We start from the raw sequence: 22,329 nt of genomic DNA, 5'->3' as shown, positions 1-22,329 counted from the left end.
CACCGCTTACCCGCGCCACCCGGCTTGTCACCTGCCGGCCACCGCGTGACCGATTTTCATTCACGTCGTTCAACCCCGAGGATCGATACGATCTGTGAGCAAAAGCGGACTCTGGGTGGTGGACATGGACACGACGTCGTACTCGCGGCGCAGCCTGCATCCGACCGGTCGGATCCTCACCGCGCAGATCGTGCGGCTGATGGACGGTTACCCCCGGGAGGTACGCGTGGGGCAGCCGGTGCTGATGGTGGTGGTGGCCGCCGCCGGGGTGATCGGCCTGCTCGCCAAACTGGTGCGGGCCGCGCTCAGCGCCGGTTCCGGCACCGGCCGCCGCACGTTCAAGGAGCTGAAGAAGGGACCGGAGTACCTCGTCACGCCGGTCCGTCTGCGCGACTCGAACGGCAAACTGTACGAGGTGGAGCTGCACGGACACCTGCCGCAGAGCGCGCTGCACCCGGCCGACCACGTCCAGCTCACCCTGCGCGACCAGGGCGACCCGGATCTGGCGCCGAAGATCGAACGGATCGTCAACCTGACCACCGGTCAACTGCTACGGCCGCGTACCGCCACCATGTGGTCACACCTCGGCCCACCGCTGCTGCTCCAGGCCACGCTGGGTCTGCTGCTCCTGGCCGGGCTGGCCGCCTGCACCGCCCTCACCTGAGGGTCAGCCGACCGGGGCGGGCTCCCGCTGCGGCGCGGACGTGGTGTCGAGCATGCCGCGTCGGCGGGCCCAACGCTCGAAGACGATGGTGGCGAACGGCGGCACCGCGCAGGCCAGCGCCACCACCGTGGCCGTCAGGCTCCACCGGTTGACTCGGGCCACAGCCAGCACCAGCAGCCCGTACACCACGAAGAGCGCACCGTGGATCGGGCCGAACACCTTGACCCCCAGCTCGTTGTCGGGCGGGCCGTACTTCGCCGCCATCCCGGCCAACAGGCCGGCCCAGGAGATCGCCTCCGCGATCGCCGCCACCACGAACAGCCGGGTCACCTTTTCGCGCACGTCAGCCATGGTATGTGCCGCCGGATCCGTGAAACGCACGTGGTCGGGGCTTCTGCCCGGAGGCATGGACGTGCCACGTCGGGGGTACCAGGGGTGACAGGGTGGTGACCATGGGCGAGGAAGTCGGCGCGCAGACCTTCAGTCGCCAGGATCGGGCTCGCTACCGGGACAAGGTGCGGCGCTGTCTCGACGTCTTCGCCGAGATGCTGCGGGAGTCCCGGTTCGACGTCGACCGGCCGATGACCGGCCTGGAGATCGAGCTGAACCTGGTGGACGAGGACTCCATGCCCACCATGCGCAACACCGACGTGTTGCGTGCGGTGGCCGACCCGAGTTTCCAGACGGAGCTCGGGCAGTTCAACGTCGAGATCAACGTGGCGCCCCGGCGGCTGACCGGCACCGGCCTGGCCGAGTTCGAGCAGAGCGTACGGGCCAGCCTGAACGCCGCCGACCAGCAGGCCCGGACGGTCGACGCCCGGCTGGTGATGATCGGCATCCTGCCGACCGTACGCCCCGAGCACCTGACCGCCGCGACGCTGTCGCCCAATCCCCGCTACGCGTTGCTCAACGAGCAGATCTTCGCCGCCCGGGGCGAGGACCTACAGATCTCGGTCAACGGCGTGGAACGGCTGTCGGTGACCGCCGACACCATCACCCCCGAGGCCGCCTGCACCAGCACCCAGTTCCACCTCCAGGTCTCCTCGGCGCAGTTCGCCGACTACTGGAACGCCGCCCAGGCCATCGCCGGGATCCAGGTGGCGCTCGGCGCGAACTCGCCGCTGTTCTTCGGCCGGGAACTGTGGCGGGAGACCCGCATCCCGCTGTTCCAGCAGGCCACCGACACCCGCCCCGAGGAGATCAAGTCGCAGGGCGTACGGCCCCGGGTGTGGTTCGGGGAACGCTGGATCACCTCGGTCTTCGACCTGTTCGAGGAGAACGTGCGCTACTTCCCGGCCCTGCTCCCGGTCTGCGACGACGAGGACCCGTCCGAGACGCTGGCCGCCGGTGGCGTACCGAACCTGGCCGAGCTGCGGTTGCACAACGGCACGATCTACCGCTGGAACCGACCCGTCTACGACGTGCACCGGGGTCGCCCGCACCTGCGGGTGGAGAACCGGGTGCTGCCGGCCGGGCCGACCGTGCTGGACACCGTCGCCAACGGCGCCTTCTACTTCGGACTCGTCCGGGCACTCGCCGAGGCGGACCGGCCACTGTGGTCGCAGATGTCGTTCAGCGCCGCCGAGGAGAACTTCAACACCTGCGCCCGGCACGGCATCGACGCGCGCGTCTTCTGGCCCGGCCTGGGCTACCTGCCCGTCACCGAGCTGGTGCTGCGTCGCCTGCTCCCGCTGGCCCAGCAGGGCCTGGACCACTGGGGCGTCGACCCGGACGAGCGGGACCGCCTGCTCGGCGTCATCGAGCAGCGCTGCCTCACCGGCCGTAACGGCGCGAGCTGGCAGGTCGCCACGCTGCACCGGCTGGAGTCGACCGACCAGCTCGACCGGCCGGACGCGCTGCGCGAGGTGCTGCGGCACTACGTGGAACTGATGCACAGCAACCGCCCGGTCCACGAGTGGCCGATCCCCTGACAGCCTCCTGACACAGAGAGTGATCAGAAGGGCACGGGCATTACCGTAGGTGCGACGTCCTTCCGCCGGGTCGAGAGGATCCGCCGATGCCTCCGTCACACCGACACTCCGTCACCCGCCTCGTCGTACCCCTCCTCGCGCTCGCCCTCGTCGGCGGCGCCCTCCAGCCCCTGCCCGCCGCCGCCGGCCCGCGCACCGGAACCGCCACCACCGGCGAGCTACGGACCACGATGCGGGACGCCGCCACCGGTGCCGACGCCCGCGGCTGCCTGACACTGGTCCCGGTCGACCGCGACCCGCTCACCGTCGTCGCCATCGGCGAGGAACAGATCGGGCGGCACGCCGGCTGCACCGGGATCGAGGGCGGCGCGGTGGTCGTCACCGCCGTGCCACCCGGCCGCTACCGGCTGCTGGCCATCCCCTACGAACCCCGCCACGGACTCCAGTGGGTCGGCGCGCACGGCGGCACCGGACAGCGGGAGAAGGCAACGGTCGTCACCGTGCGGGCCGGCCGGACGATCACCGCGCCGAAGGTCCGCTTCGACCCACCGGGTGCCGTGACCGGCCAACTGTCCCAGCCGGACGGCACGCCGCTGCTCTACTACGCGAGTGTCTCGGTGATGCCGTTCGTCGCGCACCCCAAATACGGCAGCCCCGGCGCCATCAACGACGAGAACGGTCGATACACGCTGACCGGCCTCGGGCCGTACCACTGGCCGTTGTACTTCACTGCGAACCACATGGCCAGCCAGTGGTCCGGCGGCACCGCCGACTGGCGCGAGGCCCGCACGGTCCGGGTCCGCGCCGGCCGGACCGCCACCCTCGACCAGACGCTCACTCCCGGCACGGTGCTCAGCGGCACCGTCACCGCCCCGGACATCTCCTACTACGCGCAGGTGATCGCGTTCCATTCCCGCACCGGTGACGTCGTGGGCGTGGCGGACGCGGGATCCGAATACACGCTGCGGCTGCTGCCGGGGCAGTCGGTGGTGCTGCGCTGCGACTGCGCGTACACGCCGAGCCGGTGGTATCCGAACGCCGCGCAGATCGGCGGCGCCCAACCCCTGCGGGTACGCGGCACCCCGTTGACCGCGCACTTCGACTTCAGCGGTGCCGCCGTGCCGTGAGCCCGGTTCAGCGCAGGGCAGCCAGGGTCAGCGCGGTCGCCCGAGCGAGAAGGACGTCGTCGGACTCGGCGTCCTTCTCGCCCCGGCCGGAGATCACCGCCACCGTGCGTCCGGTGCTGGTGTCGACCGCGTAAACGCCGAGCCGGCCGCTACCGGAACAGCGTGGCGCGCCCTTCGCGGCTGCCCACCAGCCGACCCCGGATGTCCAGGTCGTTCACCTGGTCGGCGGTACCGAGCCCCCGCGTGAACAGGTCGACGGTGCGACCGGCCCACCACAGCACCGGTCGCTGACCGTACGAGGGGGTCTCGCTGATTCCGAGGACCACGCCCAGGTCGTTCACGTCGGTCGCCCAACTCCTCGGGCCGCCCAGCGTGCCCAGGTCGGTCAGTACCCCGGCGCGCCAGTGGAAGGCCCGGCCACCGCCCGAGCCGACCACGTGGCCCAGGTTGTTGATCGCCATCGCGTGGTGACCGATCTGGGTGAGGACGCCGTCGCGCAGCCGGCCGCCCACGCAGGTGCACGGGTAGTCGTACGGCGGGACGTTGAACGTGCCCACCACGTCGCCCCGGTTGTTGAGCCCGTCGGTCGTCTCGTAGAAGTCCTGCCGCCCCAGGTCGGTGAAGACGCCGTCCTGCCACAGGAAGCGGTGCGGGATGTCGGTGGGCGGGTTGCTCAGCCCGAGCACCTGCCCCCGGTCGTTGACGGCGATCGCCTCGCTGTAGTCGCCGCCGAGGGTGCCCAGGTCGATCGTCTGACCGTCGCTCCAGAGCACCGCCCGGGTGATCCAGTCCGGCCCGGTCGAGGTGCCGACCACGTCGCCGCGTTCGTTGACGTCGACGGCGGTGGACTCCAGGTGCCCCGGTAACACGCCGAGGTCGGTCATCACCCCGCCGCGCCACACGAACGCGTGCCGGGCGCCGCCGGCCGTCAGGCTCCAGCCGACGACCGTGCCCCGGTCGTTGGTCGCGGTGGCGGCGCTGGCGGTGCCACCCAGGGTGCCCAGGTCGACGGCGCGGTAGGTGAGCGGGGTGGCGTAGGCGGCGGAGGCGGGCAGGACGGTCAGCGCGGACGCGACCAGCACGGTCGTGGTCACGGCGGCGGACAGACGGGTCGGCAACCTCAACGGGTCCTCCTCGGGAGAGCGGTGACCGGTCCACGCCATCCACACACCCCGTGGACGATGGGCGACCAGCCGACTACGCACAGTAGAACGGATCCGCGAGGAAGGTCACTTCGGTCGATCGGCCATCGATCGATGACCGCGCGCCGCCCGGGTTCAGCCGCCCGCCTGCCACACCTTCCAGAGGCCGTATACGGCCGAGACACCGAGCGCCACGGTGCCCAGCAGGACCGCCTGGCGGCGCTGCGCACTCGGACGCACCTGGGCGACGACGGTGGCCGCATAGAGCAGCGCCACGATGATCGTCCAGGCCCACGCGGTGGAGATCCGTTCGTCGACCCGGCAACCGGCCGGCGCGGGGTGGACCGCCGGGCACACGTCGACGCGCGGCACGGCCAGATACCAGAAGCCGGCCCAGGCGAGGACCGCGACGGCGCTCGCCACGGCGACCGCCAGCCAGGGTCGGAGCACTGCGGGCACGGCCACCTCCTTCGGGACACCCGGAGGCGTCGGACGTACGGGACACCCGGGGGCGGCCAGCGTACCGGTCGCGGATCCTCGCGCCGGAGACGGCACCGCCCGCCGTCGACGGTGGGTGACCGTCGACGGCGGGCGGATGAGCCTGGTCGGAGCCCCGGCGGTCAGTCGACGCCGAACTCCATGGCGGCACGGTCGAGGGCCGCGTCCTCGGTCGAGGAGACACCCCGGGAGGCGATCGCCTCCGCGCCACCCTCCGGCATCGCCCCGATGAGCCCGGTGGAGGCGGCCTGCGCGGCACCGAGCACCCGCTGCGGCGCGCCGCCGACCATGCCCAGGTTCGCGTACTGCTCCAGCTTGGCCCGGGAGTCGGCGATGTCCAGGTTGCGCATGGTGAGCTGGCCGATGCGGTCCGCCGGACCGAACGCCGAGTCCTCGGTACGCTCCATGGACAGCTTGTCCGGGTGGTAGCTGAAGGCCGGGCCGGTGGTGTCCAGGATCGAGTAGTCCTCGCCCCGCCGCAGTCGCAGCGTCACCTCGCCGCTGACCGCCGTGCCGACCCACCGTTGCAGCGACTCGCGCAACATCAGCGCCTGCGGGTCCAGCCAGCGACCCTCGTACATCAGGCGACCGAGACGACGACCCTCGTTGTGGTAGTTCGCCAGGGTGTCCTCGTTGTGGATGGCGTTGACCAGCCGCTCGTAGGCGGCGTGCAGCAGCGCCATGCCGGGGGCCTCGTAGATGCCCCGGCTCTTGGCCTCGATGATCCGGTTCTCGATCTGGTCGGACATGCCCATGCCGTGCCGGCCGCCGATGGCGTTGGCCTCCAGCACCAGGTCCACCGCGCTGCCGAACTCCTTGCCGTTGATCGTGACCGGGCGGCCCTGGTCGAACCCGATCGTCACGTCCTCGGCGGGGATCTCCACCGTCGGGTCCCAGAACCGCACACCCATGATCGGATTGACCGTCTCGATGCCGGTGTCCAGGTGTTCGAGCGTCTTCGCCTCGTGCGTGGCGCCCCAGATGTTGGCGTCCGTGGAGTACGCCTTCTCGGTGCTGTCCCGGTAGGGCAGGCTGCGCTCCTGCAGCCACTCGGACATCTCCTTGCGGCCGCCCAGCTCGGTGACGAAGCTGCTGTCCAGCCACGGCTTGTAGATCCGCAGCTGCGGGTTGGCCAGCAGGCCGTACCGGTAGAAGCGCTCGATGTCGTTGCCCTTGAAGGTCGACCCGTCGCCCCAGATCTGCACGTCGTCGGCGACCATCGCGCGCACCAGCAGCGTCCCGGTGACCGCGCGCCCCAACGGCGTGGTGTTGAAGTACGCCCGCCCGCCCGAGCGGATGTGGAAGGCGCCGCAGGTCAACGCTGCCAGCCCCTCCTCGACCAGGGCGGCGCGGCAGTCCACCAGGCGGGCCAGCTCGGCGCCGTAGTGGAGCGCGCGACCGGGCACCGAGGCGATGTCGGGCTCGTCGTACTGGCCGATGTCGGCGGTGTAGGCGCAGGGCACCGCGCCCTTGTCGCGCATCCACGCGACCGCGACCGAGGTGTCGAGGCCGCCGGAGAAGGCGATGCCGACACGTTCACCCGTGGGCAGGGAGGTAAGAACCTTGGACACAAGGAAGAGTATGCACCACCCCGCATACCCATGCAAGTTGGCGGTGCAAGGAAGGGCCCCCTGCTAACGCCTCGTGCATAGCAGGGGTCCCCTCCTTACATCCGGGTGCCGGCTGCTTCGCGGAGGGCGGCGATCGTGGTGCGTACGGCGGGAGTGTGTTCGACGGCGTCGTGCACCACCACGTGGATCGAGCGGACCGGTGTCGGGCGGACCACCCGGATCGGAGTCACACCGTCCGGCAGGTGTGCGGCGCCGAGCGCGGGCAGCACCGTGAGGCCGATGCCGGCCGCGACGAAGGCGAGCGCCGTCCGGTAGTCGTGCGCCTCGACCCGGAACGCCGGGCTGAATCCGGCGGCGGTGCAGGCTTCGAGGAGTTTGGCGCGGCACCAGCCTCGGGCGAAGTCGTTGTCGACCCATCGTTCCTCGGCGAGTTCGGCGAGGTCCACCTCGTCGTGGCCGGCGAGGCGGTGCCCGGCGGGCAGCACGGCCACGTACGGGTCGTCGACGATGTGCTGGGCGGTGAAGCCCGCACCGGGATCGAAGCCGGGGTCCGCCACGACCACCTGGACGTCGGCGCGTTCCTCCCGACTGTCCGGGATGTGCTCCCGGAGTTGCAGGTCGATCCGGACGCCGGGCAGGTCGGCGAGGATGCGGCGTACCACCAGCGGCATCCACGCCTCGCCCACCGACGCGAAGTACGCGATGGAGAGCGAGCCGGTGCGACCGGTACGCAGGTCGGCGATCAGCGACTCGGCCGCGCCGACCCGAGCGAGCACCCGGTCCGCCTCGGCGGCGAGGGCATGGCCGGCGGAGGTGGGCCGCAAGCCCCGGCCGGCGCGGGCGAGGAGAGTGAGCCCGGTCTCGCGTTGCAGCGCGGTGAGGTGCTGACTGACGGCGGAGGGGGTGTAGCCGAGGTTGGCGGCGGCAGCCTGGACGGAGCCGGAGGCGACGACGGAACGGAAGACCCGGAGGCGGTGGACGTCGAGCACCTCACAACCGTAAAGCAAAACTTAACTGTCGTGAAGAAAGAGTCGCTGGTGCTGAATCGTCGAGCATTCGAGAATCGGTCCATGACGCTCACCGAAGCTCCCGCCAGGGCCGCCGCCGACGACTCCCGTGGCGCGTCGTACCCCCGGCCTGCGGCACCGCGCCGGTCCTGGCCGATCGTGGTAGCCGCCGGGACCACGGTCGTGCTCTGGGCCTCGGCGTTCGTCGGCATCCGCTTCGCCGGGCACGACTACTCGCCAGGCGCGATGGCGCTGGGCCGCATGGTGGCGGCGTCCGCCGCGCTGACCCTGTTCGTCGCCGTCACCCGGCGGTTCCGGGTCCGGCACACCGAAGCGACGGTCCCCCGCCGGGTCGCCGTCCCCCGGGGCGGCACGCTGGGGCTGATCGCGCTCTGGGGCGTGGCCTGGTTCGGCGGGTACAACGTGGCGCTCAACGCCGCCGAACGACTCGTCGACGCCGGGACAGCCGCGCTGCTGGTGGCGGTCGCGCCCATCCTCGTCGCGATCGCCGCGACACTCGTACTCGGCGAGCGGCTCACCGGCCGCCTCGGCGTCGGGGTGACGATCGCCTTCGCGGGCGTGGCCCTGATCGCGGTCGGCGGCTTCACCGGGCACGCCGACCCGGTGGGCGTCGCGCTGGCGGTGCTCTCCGCCCTGCTGTACGCCTTCGGCGTACTGCTCCAGAAGCGTCTCCTGGCGCGGGTGGACGCGGTGACGATGACCTGGCTCGGCGCGCTGGCAGGGACGGCGGCTCTGCTGCCGTTCGCGCCCACGCTGCTCGCGGAGTTCGCCGCGGCGCCGCTCCCGGCGACCCTGGGCGTGCTGTTCCTCGGCGTGTTCCCGACCGCGATCGGCTTCCTCACCTGGGGTTACGTCCTGTCCCGCTGGACCGCGGGCCGCACCACCGCCGCGACCTACCTGGTCCCGCCGGTGACGGTCCTGCTCTCCTGGACGCTGCTGGGTGAGGTACCCGCGCCGCTCGCCCTGCTGGGCGGCACGCTCTGCCTGGCCGGCGTGGTCTTCGCGACGCGCCGCTGAAAGAACGACGGCACGGCCGCACCGCCAGGCGCGACGCCGGCCGGTGCGGCCCGTCGCCACGCATTCCCGCCAGGAGTACGCGCCGACCACCGACCCGTCCGCCACCGGGTGGCACCCGGCCACGCTCGTGCCTCGCCGCGCCGCACGTGGCCCCGCTCGCGCCTGACGGGCTCGTCGGCGTCCCAGCTCGCGCCCCACGGCAGGTGCGCGCCTCCGCTCGCGCCTCGAAGTGTGCTCCCCGGCCCCTTTCGAGCTGACGGCGCAGACGGATCAGCGGCACCGATCGACCTCGGCGTGGGACCGCACCGTCGACATCCGGGCCGCTACCTTCGGTTCGTGACGTGGACCGAGCCTTCCGTCTGGTACGCCAACCTGCCGACCTTCCACGCCTCGGCCGGTGCCCTGATCACCGACCCGGCCGGCGACGTACTGCTGGTCAAGCCCCGCTACCGCGACCACTGGGCGTTCCCGGGCGGCGGCGTGGAGGCCGACGAGGCGCCGCACCACGCGTGCGCCCGCGAGGTCCACGAGGAGTTGGGCCTCACGCTGCCCGTCGGCGACCTGCTCGTGCTGGACTGGGCACCGCCCGAGGGCCCGCGCCTGCGCTCCCTGGTCCACTTCACCTTCGACTGCGGCACGCTCACCGGCACCGAGCGTCTCGATCTGCCAGCGGACGAACTTACCGAGGCCGCCTTCTTCCCGCCCGACGAAGCCGAGAAGCTCCTCCCCACCACCGTGGCCCACCGAGTCAGCGCCGCCCTCCACGCCCGCTCCCAGCGCAGGCCGATCTACCTTCCAGCGACCCCACCTTTGCAGCGGTCAACCGTGTGACGGCGTGACCTGCGGCCAGTTCACGAACGAGAGCCGACCAGGCACATCACCCTGCGTCTACGCGTCGCGGAGGGCAGCAGGATCCCGATACCGATGCCGGCAGCGACACCGATCACGAGGGTGCGACTACGACTGCCGCTCGAAGACGTCGGCTGCGGCGGAATCGGCAGCGGATCACCATTGACCTTCCACCACTCGCGCGCCACCGCCGACTCGAACAGCCGACTCGCCACGACGTGCAGCGTGTCCTCCCGCATCTCTGCGAGATCCCACACCATCGCCCAGTGGCTGACGAACAGGTTGGCATACACCTTCAGGTGGTTGCCCGGGTCGGAGATCGCGGCGGAGCCGTCGACATAGAGGTACCTGGGATTGTCGAGAGCCAGCTTGACGATGTCGAACTGCCGCTGCCGGATCGAATGGAGCTGGCTGATCCGATTCAAGCTGCTCTGCATAAGCAGGGAGGCCGACACGCTGGCCAGGGCGAGCCCGGAGAGGACCGCCGACGTGCCGCCGTACGCCTGACCCATGTCGGAGAGATGGCTCCACTGCACGGGCAGGTCCACCAGCCACGTCATGGCCAGCAGTGACAACCCGATCAATCCGACGGCCAGGGTCACCATCAGGGGAATCACCATCCTGCGAGCCCACCGCTTCCACGCCGACCACCTGGACGTGCCACTCCCCGATGATCACCCGCCCCGGCTCCCCTACACCTCAGCATGGAGCAGCCGCGCAAGTTCATCGATGGAGCAGACCACACCCGGTCCACAGTGGTCGAATGGGCGCCCGACCACGATTCACCCTTACCTGATCACCTGTCCAAGGCGTCGGCAGCACCGTCGCGAAAGTCGAGAACGAAGGTCCGCCACGCCGGACGGTCGAAGGCGTGAGGCCGACCATGGTTGCCAGGCGCGCCAAGTCCACACCTCAGGTGCCCGATTGCGGCAACTGGGTTCGGCGGCCGTGATCGCGGCAGCGTAGCTGTTCGACACGCCGGGCTGGAAACAGCTGCACTGCCACGGTGATGGTGGACGCCGGTGCGGCATCGGTGAGTGCGGCATCAACAGGGACCCTGGTCGAGCTAAGGGACAGCAGCCGGGACGGGACAGGTCATAGACTCCCCGGGTCGCGCCGCCGCACGGCGCACCGACCCGGGAGGACGTCCGTGGCGAGTGACGCGAACGAACCGGGGAAGCTGCCTCCTGCCTCCGCCGCCGAGATGCCCCGGGTCGACAGGCGCGGCACCCACCGCCGGGCCCTGATCCTGGTGACCGTGACGACCCTGGTCGCGGTGGTGGCGGGCCTGACCGTCTGGGCCACCCGACGGGTTTCGCAGACGGACGACATCTCCCACGGCCTACCCACATCGGTTCCCTTCAGATTCGACCCCGGCCAGCAACTGATCCACCTCACTTTTCTGCCTGGCACCGTCCGCTGGGCGAGATACGAGACCGAGCCCGGAATGCAGAGCATCATGGTGAGCGGGCAGCCGCCCAGCGACTGGAACTGGCAGTCGGGAGACCCCCCAAAGCCCGTCGACCGGAGCTGGCGGGTCGAGGTCAGGATGGCGGCACAGGACGTCGACGCGCACCGTTGGGACCGGGAGTACGACGAAGAGGCCGGATGGACGTTACCGGGCGATGAGATCGCGCCGGTGCGCGGGCGTCCCGCCTTCACCAACGAGGGTCAGGTGCTGTCCTGGGAGTACGTGCGGTATTCATGGATCCGGATAACGGTGCACGGTGTCGACCGGAGCGCTGAGCTCGCGCTCGCTCGTCAGGTCGCCGAGGGCATTCGTTGGGAGACGAGACCGCTCGCCCTGCCGTTCGAGACGGCGGGGTTGCCCGAAGGCGCCGTACTCGGCAGTGCGGTCCTGGAATGGTCCGAAGACGGACCTGTTCGGTCCTCCGCCGGGTACCTGCTGGAGCAGAAGGACCACGGAGGCTTCATCGATCCCGACTTCACGGTGGGTCTCACCACCGAGAGCCTGGACAGCGGCACCGAAGCCGTGACCGTGTCGGGCCGGGCCGCCACCGCAGACGTCTTCAGCAGGAAGAGCAGCGCAGGGACCTACCGGGTGGGTCAACTCCCCGGTGGGTGTGCCCAGTGCGTCGCGGAGCTGGACATACCCAAGCGAAGCGCCGGCGCCACGGCGGTGCGGGACAAGAAGGCCGCACTGCTGCTGGCGGCCTCGATCCGGCTGGTGGAGGGCCACGAGGATCCCGCGAAGTGGCGCACCTGGTAGTCGGAAACTCCAACACCGCGCCGCCGCACCGCGCCGCATCGGGGAGGATGTTCCATGGCGAGCACCAAAGGTCGGGTCCTGATCCTGGTGACCGTGACGGTCGTGGTGGCGGTGGTGGCGAGTCTGAGCGCGTGGGTCACCGGACGGGCGTTGAACACGGACGACATCGTCACGTCGGCACCCGTGCGATTCGACCCGAGTCAGCAGATCATGCGCCTCGGCTATCTGCCCGGCCCCGTGGAAACAGCCGAATACACCACCGGGCCAGAGTTTCATCGCCTCGACATCCACGGATCATTCGACGACGCGCCGAGCACCGAGGAGGAAGACGCTTCCTCATTCGACCCCGACTGGTCGATCGAGCTCCGGATGGCAGCGCGGGGTGTCGATATCCGCAGTGTCGTTCCGTACGACGAGGACTCGGGCGAGGTGCCCGTTCGTGGCGAACGCCTCCAGGTGCACGGACGTCCCGCCTTCCAGGCCACCTTCGACTCCAGCCGGGTGCTGACCTGGGAGTACGCACCGGACGCGTGGATGCACATGATGCTGTACGCGAAGAGCGCGGAGGACCGCCGGGATGAGATCGCGCGTCGGGTGGCCGAGGGCGTTCGCCTGGAAGCCACGCCACGGGTCCTGCCGATCCGGGTGAAGGGCCTGCCCGACGGCGCCGTGCTCGAAAAGACGCGGCTGTACTGGAAGGCGGACGGACACATCTCGTACTCCGCCGACTACCTGGTGGGGCAGGTCGAGGAGGACCAGCCGGATTCGCGGCCTGTGGTTCGGGTCGGGGTCAGCACGGAGAAGCTGGCCCGCGCCAGGCACCTCGACCGAGTCACCGTGGCAGGCCGGTCCGCCACGGTGTCTGAGAGTCGGAGAAAGGCGGGCACCATGGGTATCTACCGGGTGGCGCAACTGCCCGGTCGATGCGCCGACTGCGTGGCGGAGGTGTGGATCGAGCCGTACGCGTCTGCCGTGATGGGGGACCGGGACGACGCGCTGAAGCTGGCGGCCTCGATCCGGCTGGTGGAGGGCCACGAGGATCCCGCCCGGTGGCGCTTCTGGTAGTCGGCGACAGACCCCCGTGGGCGAGGACGACCGGCCGGTCAGAGTGCCACGATCGCTGCCGTCTCCGCCGGTAGCTCGATGCGGTCGCGTTGCACGGTGACGCCCTCCCCGGTGGCCAGCAGTACCCGGCGGGCCACCCCGGGCAGCGTCACGCGCTGCGGCTTGTCCGCGAGGTTCGCGGCCACCAGGCAGCCGCCACGCCGCATCACCAGGAACCGGTCGCCGTGACGGACGTCGATGGCGAACAGGTGCGGGTCGGACAGTTCGGGGCGGGACTTGCGCAGCGCGATCAGTCGGCGGTGGAACTCGTACATCTGGCGGTGTTCGGGTTTGTCCAGCTCGGCCCAGTCCAGCCGGGAGCGGACGAAGGTCTGCCGGTCCTGCGGGTCGGGCACGTCGCCGGGCGGCCAGCCGTGGGCGGCGAACTCGCTGCGGCGGCCGGTCACCACGGCGGTGGCCAGTTCGGGCTCCGGGTGCGACGTGAAGTACTGCCAGGGCGTCGACGCCGCCCACTCCTCCCCCATGAACAGCATCGGCGTGAAGGGTGCGGTCATCAGGAGCGTCGCGCCGACGCGCAGCAGTGCCGGGGAGAGCGTCGCCGAGAGGCGGTCGCCAAGCGCGCGGTTGCCGATCTGGTCGTGGTTCTGGAGGTACGCGACGAAGCGGTGGCCGGGGGTACGCGGGTCGACCGGGCGGCCGTGCTGGCGGTGGCGGAAGGTGGACCAGGTGCCGGTGTGGAAGAAGGCACCGGTGAGCACCTCGGCGAGGCACTCCATGGTGCCGAAGTCGCCGTAGTAGCCCTGCCGTTCGCCGGTGAGCAGGGTGTGCAGGGCGTGGTGGGCGTCGTCGTTCCACTGGGCGTGCAGGCCGTAGCCGCCGGCCTCGCGGGGGCTGATCAGTCGGGGGTCGTTGAGGTCGGACTCGGCGATCAGGGAGAGCGGGCGGCCCAGGTGCACCGAGAGCGACTCGACCTCGACGGCGATCTCCTCCAGCAGGTGCACCGCGCGGGAGTCGGGCATCGCGTGCACGGCGTCCAGACGCAGACCGTCGACGTGGTAGTCGCGCAGCCACATCAGGATGCTGTCGGTGATGAAGCGGCGTACGCCGTCGGAGTGCGGGCCGTCCAGGTTGACCGCCTGGCCCCAGGGGGTGTCCCGCTCGCTGAGGTAGGGCGCGAACATCGGCGCGTAGGCCCCGGAGGGCCCGAAATGGTTGTAGACGACGTCGAGGATCACCCCCAGACCCTTGGCGTGGGCGGCGTCGACGAGCCGTTTCAGGCCGTCGGGGCCGCCGTACGGTTCGTGCGGGGCGAACCAGCAGGCGCCGTCGTACCCCCAGTTGTGTTCGCCGTTGAAGGCGTTGACCGGCAGCAGCTCGATCATGTCGACGCCGAGGTCGACGAGGTGGTCGAGTCGGCCGATCGCGGCGTCGAAGGTGCCTTCCGGGGTGAAGGTGCCGACGTGCAGTTCGTAGAGGACGCTGCCGGGCAGTTGGCGACCGGTCCAGCCACCGTCGGTCCAGTCGAACGCCGCGTGGTCGTAGCGGCGGCTCGGGCCGTGCACGCCGTCGGGCTGCCACCGCGAGCGAGGGTCGGGCAGCGCCTGGTCGTCGTCGTCGAGCAGGAACTGGTAGTCGTCGCCGGCGTCGGGCACCTCGACCCGCCACCAGCCGCCCCGGGAGGCGCGCATCTCGTGGTCGGCGGCGCCGGCCAGGCGCAACCGGACCCGGGACGCCTCCGGTGCCCAGACGGTGAACTCGGTCATGACGCCTTCCCGGAGCCATCGAGGGGGGCGAGCAGCGCGACGGGATAGGTGGCGAGCAGGTCGGCCAGACGGGCCTCACCGTCACTGTAGACCTGCCCGGTGAACTGGCACGACATCTCTTTAACGGGTAATGACAGGGTGGTGTCGCGCCAGCCGCCGCCCGCCGCCAGGCGCAACGGCAGCCGGGTGGCGACGGCGAGCGCACCGCCCCGATCGAAGGCGACCGCGTGCCGGGCGGCCGGGCCGTGCACGACGACCGGCTGGTAGTCGCCGAACAGCTCCGGGCGGTCGCGACGCAGCCGCAGGGTCCGGGACACCACGAGCAGCTTGGCCGCGCCGGTCTCGTCCACCGCCGGCTGCCAGCCGGCATCGAGCCGGGCCAGCAGGTCCCGGCGTACGGCGAAGTCGACCGGGCGGCGGTTGTCGGGGTCGACGAGGGAGTCGTCCCACAGCTCGGTGCCCTGGTAGGTGTCGGGCACGCCGGGCATGGCGAGCTGCACCAGCTTCTGCCCGAGCGAGTTGGACCAGCCGGGCGGGGTGATCTCGGCGGCGAACGCGGCGATCGAGGCGTGCACCGCAGGGTCGTCGTACATGGCGTCGACCAGGGCGTGCATCGCCTGCTCGAAGGCCGGGTCGGGGTCGGTCCAACCGGTCGAGGCGGCGGCCTCCCGGGCGGCCTTCTCGGCGTACGCGTGCATCCGCTCCCGCGCGATCGGCCAGGCGCCGACGACGGTCTGCCAGAGCAGGTGGGCCAGGGCGGCGTCGGGGAGCGGCACGGCGGAGGTCCAGGCGGTGACCTGCTCGGCCCAGCGGCGCGGCAGTTCGGCGAGGACGGCCAGGCGGGCGCGGACGTCCTCGCCGCGTTTGGTGTCGTGGGTCGAGAGCGTGGTCATGCTCGCCGGCCAGCGGTCGTGCCGGGCGGCGGCGAAGCGGTGGAACCGGCCGGGCAGGGTGCCGAAGTGGGCGGGGCTGCCGCCGACCTCGTTGAGCGCGACGAACCGGGTCCACCGGTAGTAGGCGGTGTCCTCGACGCCCTTGGCCATCACCGCGCCGGTGAACTGGGGGAAGCGGCGGGCCAGCTCGTCGTCGGGGTCACGCAGCCGCCGGGTGACCGCGTCCAGTGCGCCGGTCAGGTCGCTGCGACGGCGGCCGGCCTCGGCGCGGGCGTTGGCGAGGTGCCGTGCCCCGTCGGGCGGGTAGCCCCGGTAGACCGGGAACGCGGCGGCCAGTTCGGCCAGGGCGGCGCGGGCCGCGTCCGGCTCCACGTCGGGGGCGAGTGCGGCGAGTCGCGCCAGCTCGGTGGCGAGCAGTCGGGTGGCGGCACCGAGCTTCGTGTCGTGGGTCAGGTCGGCCCAGGAGGTGGCCCGCCCGACCAGCCGGGTGTCCAGGGCGGTGAAGTCGGCCTCGGCGTCGCTGTCGACGAAGAGCCCACCGACGGCGTTGAGGGCGTCGTAGCCGGTGGTGCCCTCCACCGGCCAGGAGGGCAGTTCCTCGCCGTACTCCAGGATCTTCTCCACCACCAGCCACGCGTCGGGGGCGGCCTCGCGCAGCCGGGCCAGGTAGCCGCCGGGGTCGCGCAGCCCGTCGGGGTGGTCGACCCGGATGCCGTCGACCTCACCGGCCGCCACCCAGGCCAGGATCAGCTCGTGGGTGGCGGCGAACACCTCCGGGTCCTCCACCCGCAGCCCGGCCAGGGAGGCGATCGAGAAGAACCGGCGGTACGTCAGCTCGGCGTCCCCGCGTCGCCAGGAGACCAGCTCGTAGTGCTGCCGGTCGTGCACCTCGCGGGGGCTGCCGTCGCCGGTGCCGTCGGCGATCGGGAAGCGGTGCTCGTGGTACCGCAGCTCGCCGTCGGCGATCTTGAGGTCGGCCGGCGCCTCGGGGTCGTCGGCGAGCACCGGCAGCAGCAGCCGGTCGCGCGTCCAGTCGATGTCGAACCACTGGGCGTACGCCGAGTCGCGTCCCCGGCGCAGCACGTCCCACCAGGCCGGGTTGGCGGCCGGTACGGCGACTCCGGCGTGGTTGGGCACGATGTCCACGACCAGGCCGAGACCGGCCGCGCGCAGGGCCCGCAGCAGGCGCTGCCGGGCGGGCTCGCCGCCGAGTTCCGGGTTGACCCTGCGGTGGTCGACGACGTCGTAACCGTGCGCGCTGCCCGGCGCGGCGGCCAGCAGCGGCGCGCTGTAGAGGTGGGTGACGCCGAGGTCGGCGAGATAGTCGGCGAGGCCGGCGGTGGCGTCCAGGTCGAAGCCCGGGCTCACCTGCACCCGGTAGGTCGCCCCGACGGGGGTCACGGTCATGGTCAGTCCACCCTCTCCAGCACCACCAGCGAGCGGTCCGGTACGCAGACCGAATCGCCGGTCTCCACGGTGGTGCCCTTGTCCTGGTCGGGTTCGGCGGTGCTGATCACGAGCTTCCAGCGCTGGCCGAACTCGGCCGGCGGCGGGGTGAAGTCCAGTGGCGCGTCGTGGGCGTTGAAGCAGAGCCAGAACGAGGCGTCGTGGTGGCGCTGGCCGTACTGGCCGCGTTCCCGGATGCCCTCGCCGTTGACGAACAGAGCCACCGAGCGGCCGAAGTCGTTGCCCCAGTCCTCGCCGGTCATCTCCCGCCCGTCCGGGGTGTACCAGGCCAGGTCGGGCAGGGGCTCGTCGACCCCGCGACCGTGCACCGGCAGGCCGGTGAAGAAGCGGCGGCGCTGGAACACCTGGTGCTGGCGCCGGAACTCGACCAGCCGGCGGGTGAAGTCGAGCAGGCCGGTGTCGATCGCGTCCCAGTCGATCCAGGCGATCTCGCTGTCCTGGCAGTAGGCGTTGTTGTTGCCCCGTTGGGTGCGACCCATCTCGTCGCCGTGGCCGATCATCGGTACGCCCTGGGACAGCAGCAGGGTGGCGATGAAGTTGCGCTGCTGCTTGGCGCGCAGGGCGCGTACGCCCGGGTCGTCGGTGTCGCCCTCGACGCCGCAGTTCCAGGAGCGGTTGTGGCTCTCGCCGTCGCGGTTCTCCTCGCCGTTGGCCTCGTTGTGCTTGTCGTTGTAGGAGACCAGGTCGGCCAGGGTGAAGCCGTCGTGGCAGGTGACGAAGTTGATGCTGTGGAAGGGGCGGCGTCCGTCGTCCTGGTAGAGGTCGGCGGAGCCGGAGATCCGGGAGGCGAACTCGGCGAGGGTGGCCGGCTCGCCGCGCCAGAAGTCGCGGACGGTGTCGCGGTACTTGCCGTTCCACTCGGTCCACTGCGGCGGGAAGTTGCCGACCTGGTAGCCGCCGGGGCCGACGTCCCACGGCTCGGCGATCAGCTTGACCCGGCTCACCACCGGGTCCTGCTGCACCACCTCGAAGAAGGTGGAGAGCCGGTCGACCTCGTAGAACTCGCGGGCCAGGGTGGCGGCCAGGTCGAACCGGAAACCGTCCACGTGCATCTCGGTGACCCAGTACCGCAGCGAATCCATGATCAGTTGCAGCGAGTGCGGGCTGCGGACGTTGAGGCTGTTGCCGGTGCCGGTGTAGTCGACGTAGTACTGCCGGTTCTCCTCCGACAGGCGGTAGTAGCTGGGATTGTCGACGCCCTTGAAGCTGAGCGTCGGGCCGAGGTGGTTGCCCTCGGCGGTGTGGTTGTAGACCACGTCGAGGATGACCTCGATGCCGGCCGCGTGCAGGGCCTTGACCATGCCCCGGAACTCCTGCACCTGCTGACCCAGGTGCCCCAGGGCCGAGTACGCGTGGTGCGGGGCGAAGAAGCCGATGGTGTTGTAGCCCCAGTAGTTGCGCAGCCCCAGGTCGGCCAGGCGGTGGTCGTTGACGAACTGGTGCACCGGCATCAGCTCGATGGCGGTGATGCCGAGCCGGGTCAGGTGCTCGATCATCGGCGGCGAGGCGATGCCCGCGTACGTGCCGCGCAACTCCTCGGGGATGCCGGGCAGCCGCATGGTCAGCCCGCGCACGTGCGCCTCGTAGATCACCGAGTGGTGGTACGGGATGCGGGGCGGGGCGTCGTTGCCCCAGTCGAAGTACGGGTTCACCACCACGGACTTGGGCATGAACGGCGCCGAGTCGGTGACGTTCATCCGGTCCGGGTCGCCGTGCTCGTAGTCGTAGACCGCCGGGTCCCACTGCACGTCCCCGTCGATCGCCTTGGCGTACGGGTCGATGAGCAGCTTGTGCGGGTTGCACCGCAGCCCGTTCGCGGGCTCGTACGGGCCGTGCACGCGGTAGCCGTACCGCTGGCCGGGTCCGATCCCCGGGATGTACGCGTGCCAGACGTACGCGTCCACCTCGCGCAGTTCCACCCGACGCTCGTGTCCGACGTCCCACTCGTCGAAGAGGCACAGTTCGATCTTGTCCGCCACCTCGGAGAAGATCGCGAAGTTGGTGCCCATCCCGTCGTACGTGGCCCCGAGGGGATACCGCTCGCCCGGCCAGACCTGCATGTCGCTCCTTCGGCCACGTGTCACGAGCGCGCGCCCGCGCCCGGAAGCGCACCCGTCCGGGGGAGCCGGGCCGGTGCGCGCGGCGGTAATGCCCCGCACGGTCCGCCACCAATCCATCCGATCGGGTGAATGCCCGGTATCCAGCCGACTGATGCGAGATGAACCCTTGCGGTGCCGTCCGTCACTGTGACCGTTCTCAAGGTGCGTTATCGGCCATCATGCCGTTTCCTTGTTACCGGGCAAGTTCTCGCGTGCCCGCACCCCCGACGCTGTTCCCCCGCCGCCACCGACGCCGGCGCGTTCTCTGCTGCACGGACGGAGACTCTTGTGACGACCCTGCGGATCGGCGGGCGTACCGCCACCGCCACGGACCGAATCCACCGGCCCACCCTCACCTCGCGACCCCAGATCCCGGCCCAGCCCGGTCCGGCCACCCCGCCGCGCACCCACCGCATCCTGATGCTGTCGTGGGAGTTCCCGCCGGTGCTCGTGGGCGGTCTGGGCCGGCACGTGCACGCGCTCTCGGTGGCCCTGGTCGCCGCCGGCCACGAGGTCACCGTCGTCACACGTCACTGCGAGGGCGCTCCGCTGGAGGAGTACGTCGACGGCGTCCGGGTCGTCCGCGCCGCCGAGGACCCGGTGGCCTTCCCGCTGGCCACCGAGAGCCTGCTCGCCTGGACGATGGCGTTCAACCACACGCTGACCCGGGCCGCGCTGCGCGCCGCCTCCTCCGGCGGCTACGACGTCATCCACGCGCACGACTGGCTGGTCGCGCACGCCGCGATGACCCTGCGCGACCACCTGGACCTGCCGCTGGTCAGCACCATCCACGCCACCGAGGCGGGCCGGCACCAGGGCTGGCTGCCCGAGGAGATGAACCGCACCATCCACGGCGTCGAGCACTGGCTCAGCACCGAGTCGACCCGGGTGGTGGTCTGCTCCGGATACATGCGCGAGGAGGTCAGCGCCCTGTTCGGGGTGCCGACCGATCGCGTCGACGTGGTGCCGAACGGCGTGGAGCCGCATCGCTGGCGGGTGTCGGCCAGCGCGGTGGCGCAGGCCCGGGCCCGGTTCGCCGGGGACGGCCCGCTGGTCACCTTCGCCGGGCGGCTGGTCTACGAGAAGGGCGTGCAGCACCTGCTCGCCGGGCTGCCCAAGCTGCGCGAGCGGCACCCCGGGCTGCGCGCGGTGATCGTCGGCGACGGGCCGTACCGTGGCGAGTTGGAGGCCGACGTGCACCGGCTCGGTCTGGGCGGCATGGTCAGCCTGCCCGGCTTCCTCGGCGGCACCGACCTGCCGGCCGTGATGGCCGCCTCGGACTGCTTCGCGGTGCCCAGCATCTACGAGCCGTTCGGCATGGTGGCGTTGGAGGGCGCCGCCGCCGGTGCCCCGCTCGCGGTCGCCGAGACCGGTGGACTCGCCGAGATCGTCGAACCGGGCGTCACCGGCATGACGTTCCGGCCGCACGACCCGGACGCGCTGACCGACGCCGTGCACGCGGTGCTCTCCGACCGGGAACGCGCCCGGGCGCTGGCCCGTCGCGCCCGCGCCATGGTGCACGAGCAGTACGGCTGGGCCGCCATCGCCAGCCGCACCGGCTCGGCGTACGCGGCGGCCATCGCCCAGGCCCCGAACGTGGCCGCCGAGCGCGCCGCGCAGCTCATGGCGCACGGCCGGTCGCGCCCGGTGGTCCCGGAGGGCAACCTGCTGGCCGCCGCCGGCCTGCGCTGACCCACACCCCACACCCCACAGCGCTCGCGCCACACGGCGTTGCGCCTCGACGAGCCAGTGTCGACCCACCCGGTCGGCACTGGCTCGTTCGCGTGCCGGGGCGAACGGTGCCGGGACGGTCGCGTACCACCAGCGTGGTGGCGTTGCGTAAGCGTCGCCGAGCGTGACGATGCCCGGCCGCCACCAGTGGTCCACCTCCCCGCCTTTGCTCTGCTTCAACCCACGCAATAGCACCTGAGCTGCACCGATCCGACGACGGTGCCACCACGGCGACGGCGCGTCCACTGCGGAGGGTTACCGATGCGTGGGTTGAAGCAGAGCAAAGGGGCCGCAGGGGAAACGGCGGACACCGGGGTGGGCTACCGACAGTGAGGCCCCGGTGCGGCCTGTCCCGGTGCGGGTCGTGCCGGAGCGGCGTCCGTGGCCCTGCCGTCGGGCGGGCCCGCCGAGGTCGGATCCGAGGCGGCCAGACCCGTTCGGCCAGATGATTCTGTCGTTACGATCTTGTATCTGCACTGGTCACCGCTGCTTCACATCCGACAGACTCGCAAGAATTCGGGAAGGCTGCGGCCTCCGCGAGGTCGAGGAGGGTGTGCGTGCGGGTGCTCCTGGTGGAAGACGACCTCCGCGTGTCGGCGGGCCTCTCCGCAGCGCTGCGGCGCCGGGGGCACGAAGTCGTGCAGGCGCTGACGGCCGCCGAGGCGGTCGAGGCGGAGCCGGTGGACCTCATCCTGCTCGACATGAACCTGCCGGACCGCGACGGCCTGGAGGTGTGCCGGCGGATCCGCCAGCACAACGAGGAGGTCGCCATCATCGCCGTGACGGCGCGCGTCGAGGAGCACGACCGGGTGGCCGGGCTGCGGGCCGGGGCGGACGACTACGTGGTGAAGCCCTTCTCGATGGTCGAGTTGCAGGCCCGGATCGAGGCGGTGATGCGGCGGACGACGCGTACCGCCCGGCCGGCGACCCTGGTGCAGGTCGACACGCTGCGGATCGACGTGGACGCCCGACGGGTCTGGGTCTCCGACCGGGAGGTCGGCCTCTCCCGCAAGGAGTTCGACCTGCTGCTGGCGCTGGCCCGGCAGCCGGGCACCGTGGTGCCCCGGGACCGCTTGCAGTTGGAGGTCTGGCAGACCACCTGGGCGACCCGGCACAACCTCGACGTCCACGTGGCCGCGCTGCGCGCCAAGCTCGACGACGCCGGGCTGGTCGAAACCGTACGCGGGGTCGGTTATCGCCTCCGGTCCGGCTGAGCATCGACTCAGGGCCGAGGCCGGCCGAACCTCAAGGCAT

18 protein-coding genes are annotated in these 22,329 nt (G+C 71.2%); 9 read left to right on the top strand and 9 right to left on the bottom strand.

Annotated features, from left to right (window positions below; translation table 11 throughout):
- Nucleotides 1-115 precede the first annotated feature (115 nt).
- Nucleotides 116-664 carry a hypothetical protein gene (locus ABZ738_RS25790; protein WP_131054295.1) on the top strand — a complete coding sequence of 183 codons (549 nt, stop codon included), beginning with the start codon at nucleotides 116-118 and terminating at the stop codon, nucleotides 662-664.
- 3 nt (nucleotides 665-667) lie between these two features.
- Here the strand turns inward: ABZ738_RS25790 and ABZ738_RS25785 are convergent, their stop codons facing one another.
- Nucleotides 668-1,015: a DUF3817 domain-containing protein gene (locus ABZ738_RS25785; protein WP_131054293.1), complete on the bottom strand. Its 348-nt coding sequence runs from the start codon at nucleotides 1,013-1,015 to the stop codon at nucleotides 668-670.
- A 101-nt stretch (nucleotides 1,016-1,116) separates the two neighbouring features.
- On the opposite strand from ABZ738_RS25785, the gene ABZ738_RS25780 reads away from it, so the two are divergent.
- Both ABZ738_RS25780 and ABZ738_RS25775 read left to right on the top strand, forming a co-directional pair.
- Nucleotides 1,117-2,595, top strand: coding sequence for a glutamate-cysteine ligase family protein (locus ABZ738_RS25780; protein ID WP_357217196.1), 1,479 nt, complete (start codon nucleotides 1,117-1,119; stop codon nucleotides 2,593-2,595).
- An 86-nt stretch (nucleotides 2,596-2,681) separates the two neighbouring features.
- On the top strand, nucleotides 2,682-3,722 hold the full coding sequence (locus ABZ738_RS25775) for a hypothetical protein (RefSeq protein ID WP_131054291.1): 1,041 nt from the start codon (nucleotides 2,682-2,684) through the stop codon (nucleotides 3,720-3,722).
- 149 nt (nucleotides 3,723-3,871) lie between these two features.
- On the opposite strand, the gene ABZ738_RS25770 is transcribed toward ABZ738_RS25775, so the two are convergent.
- From ABZ738_RS25770 to ABZ738_RS25755, 4 genes are all read right to left on the bottom strand, one after another.
- Nucleotides 3,872-4,846, bottom strand: a complete 975-nt coding sequence (locus tag ABZ738_RS25770; protein WP_357217191.1) for a hypothetical protein — start codon at nucleotides 4,844-4,846, stop codon at nucleotides 3,872-3,874.
- Nucleotides 4,847-4,999: 153 nt separating this feature from the next.
- The gene (locus ABZ738_RS25765; RefSeq protein ID WP_357217187.1) at nucleotides 5,000-5,323 is read right to left on the bottom strand and encodes a hypothetical protein; all 324 of its coding nucleotides are present in this window, start codon (nucleotides 5,321-5,323) and stop codon (nucleotides 5,000-5,002) included.
- 161 nt (nucleotides 5,324-5,484) lie between these two features.
- Entirely contained in the window at nucleotides 5,485-6,933 is a 1,449-nt protein-coding gene (gene argG / locus ABZ738_RS25760) for an argininosuccinate synthase (RefSeq protein ID WP_176094345.1), read from the bottom strand.
- Between the two features lie 95 nt (nucleotides 6,934-7,028).
- Nucleotides 7,029-7,922 carry a LysR family transcriptional regulator gene (locus ABZ738_RS25755; protein WP_131054287.1) on the bottom strand — a complete coding sequence of 298 codons (894 nt, stop codon included), beginning with the start codon at nucleotides 7,920-7,922 and terminating at the stop codon, nucleotides 7,029-7,031.
- An 81-nt stretch (nucleotides 7,923-8,003) separates the two neighbouring features.
- On the opposite strand from ABZ738_RS25755, the gene ABZ738_RS25750 reads away from it, so the two are divergent.
- The gene (locus tag ABZ738_RS25750) at nucleotides 8,004-8,978 is read left to right on the top strand and encodes a DMT family transporter (RefSeq protein ID WP_131054286.1); all 975 of its coding nucleotides are present in this window, start codon (nucleotides 8,004-8,006) and stop codon (nucleotides 8,976-8,978) included.
- A gap of 336 nt (nucleotides 8,979-9,314) precedes the next feature.
- On the top strand, nucleotides 9,315-9,809 hold the full coding sequence (locus tag ABZ738_RS25745; protein WP_176094348.1) for an NUDIX hydrolase: 495 nt from the start codon (nucleotides 9,315-9,317) through the stop codon (nucleotides 9,807-9,809).
- Nucleotides 9,810-9,829: 20 nt separating this feature from the next.
- Here the strand turns inward: ABZ738_RS25745 and ABZ738_RS25740 are convergent, their stop codons facing one another.
- Nucleotides 9,830-10,447, bottom strand: a complete 618-nt coding sequence (locus tag ABZ738_RS25740) for a DUF6082 family protein (protein WP_357217181.1) — start codon at nucleotides 10,445-10,447, stop codon at nucleotides 9,830-9,832.
- 638 nt (nucleotides 10,448-11,085) lie between these two features.
- Between ABZ738_RS25740 and ABZ738_RS25735 the strand changes: the two genes are divergently transcribed.
- Both ABZ738_RS25735 and ABZ738_RS25730 read left to right on the top strand, forming a co-directional pair.
- Nucleotides 11,086-12,057 (top strand): hypothetical protein, encoded by a 972-nt coding sequence (locus ABZ738_RS25735; RefSeq protein WP_357217177.1) that lies wholly within the window; start codon nucleotides 11,086-11,088, stop codon nucleotides 12,055-12,057.
- 93 nt (nucleotides 12,058-12,150) lie between these two features.
- On the top strand, nucleotides 12,151-13,122 hold the full coding sequence (locus tag ABZ738_RS25730; RefSeq protein ID WP_131054112.1) for a hypothetical protein: 972 nt from the start codon (nucleotides 12,151-12,153) through the stop codon (nucleotides 13,120-13,122).
- Between the two features lie 38 nt (nucleotides 13,123-13,160).
- Here the strand turns inward: ABZ738_RS25730 and treZ are convergent, their stop codons facing one another.
- Genes treZ through glgX form a run of 3 tightly spaced genes read right to left on the bottom strand, consistent with a single transcriptional unit; the run spans nucleotide 13,161 to nucleotide 19,305 of the window.
- Nucleotides 13,161-14,885: a malto-oligosyltrehalose trehalohydrolase gene (gene treZ, locus ABZ738_RS25725; protein WP_131054113.1), complete on the bottom strand. Its 1,725-nt coding sequence runs from the start codon at nucleotides 14,883-14,885 to the stop codon at nucleotides 13,161-13,163.
- The gene (treY, locus tag ABZ738_RS25720; protein ID WP_357217172.1) at nucleotides 14,882-17,185 is read right to left on the bottom strand and encodes a malto-oligosyltrehalose synthase; all 2,304 of its coding nucleotides are present in this window, start codon (nucleotides 17,183-17,185) and stop codon (nucleotides 14,882-14,884) included. Before treY ends, treZ begins: the two co-directional genes overlap by 4 nt.
- 2 nt (nucleotides 17,186-17,187) lie before the next feature.
- A complete protein-coding gene (gene glgX, locus ABZ738_RS25715) occupies nucleotides 17,188-19,305 on the bottom strand; it encodes a glycogen debranching protein GlgX (RefSeq protein WP_357217169.1) in 2,118 nt (705 codons plus the stop codon).
- Nucleotides 19,306-19,632: 327 nt separating this feature from the next.
- Between glgX and ABZ738_RS25710 the strand changes: the two genes are divergently transcribed.
- Both ABZ738_RS25710 and ABZ738_RS25705 read left to right on the top strand, forming a co-directional pair.
- Nucleotides 19,633-21,036, top strand: a complete 1,404-nt coding sequence (locus ABZ738_RS25710; RefSeq protein WP_357217166.1) for a glycosyltransferase family 4 protein — start codon at nucleotides 19,633-19,635, stop codon at nucleotides 21,034-21,036.
- Nucleotides 21,037-21,632: 596 nt separating this feature from the next.
- Nucleotides 21,633-22,289, top strand: coding sequence for a response regulator transcription factor (locus ABZ738_RS25705; protein ID WP_131054924.1), 657 nt, complete (start codon nucleotides 21,633-21,635; stop codon nucleotides 22,287-22,289).
- Nucleotides 22,290-22,329: the final 40 nt, after the last annotated feature.

This window comes from Micromonospora sp. NPDC047793 (assembly GCF_040642635.1).
Classification (GTDB): domain Bacteria; phylum Actinomycetota; class Actinomycetes; order Mycobacteriales; family Micromonosporaceae; genus Micromonospora.
The sequence above is the reverse complement of the archived record's forward strand: the minus strand, read 5'-3'. Positions and strand labels throughout refer to the sequence as shown.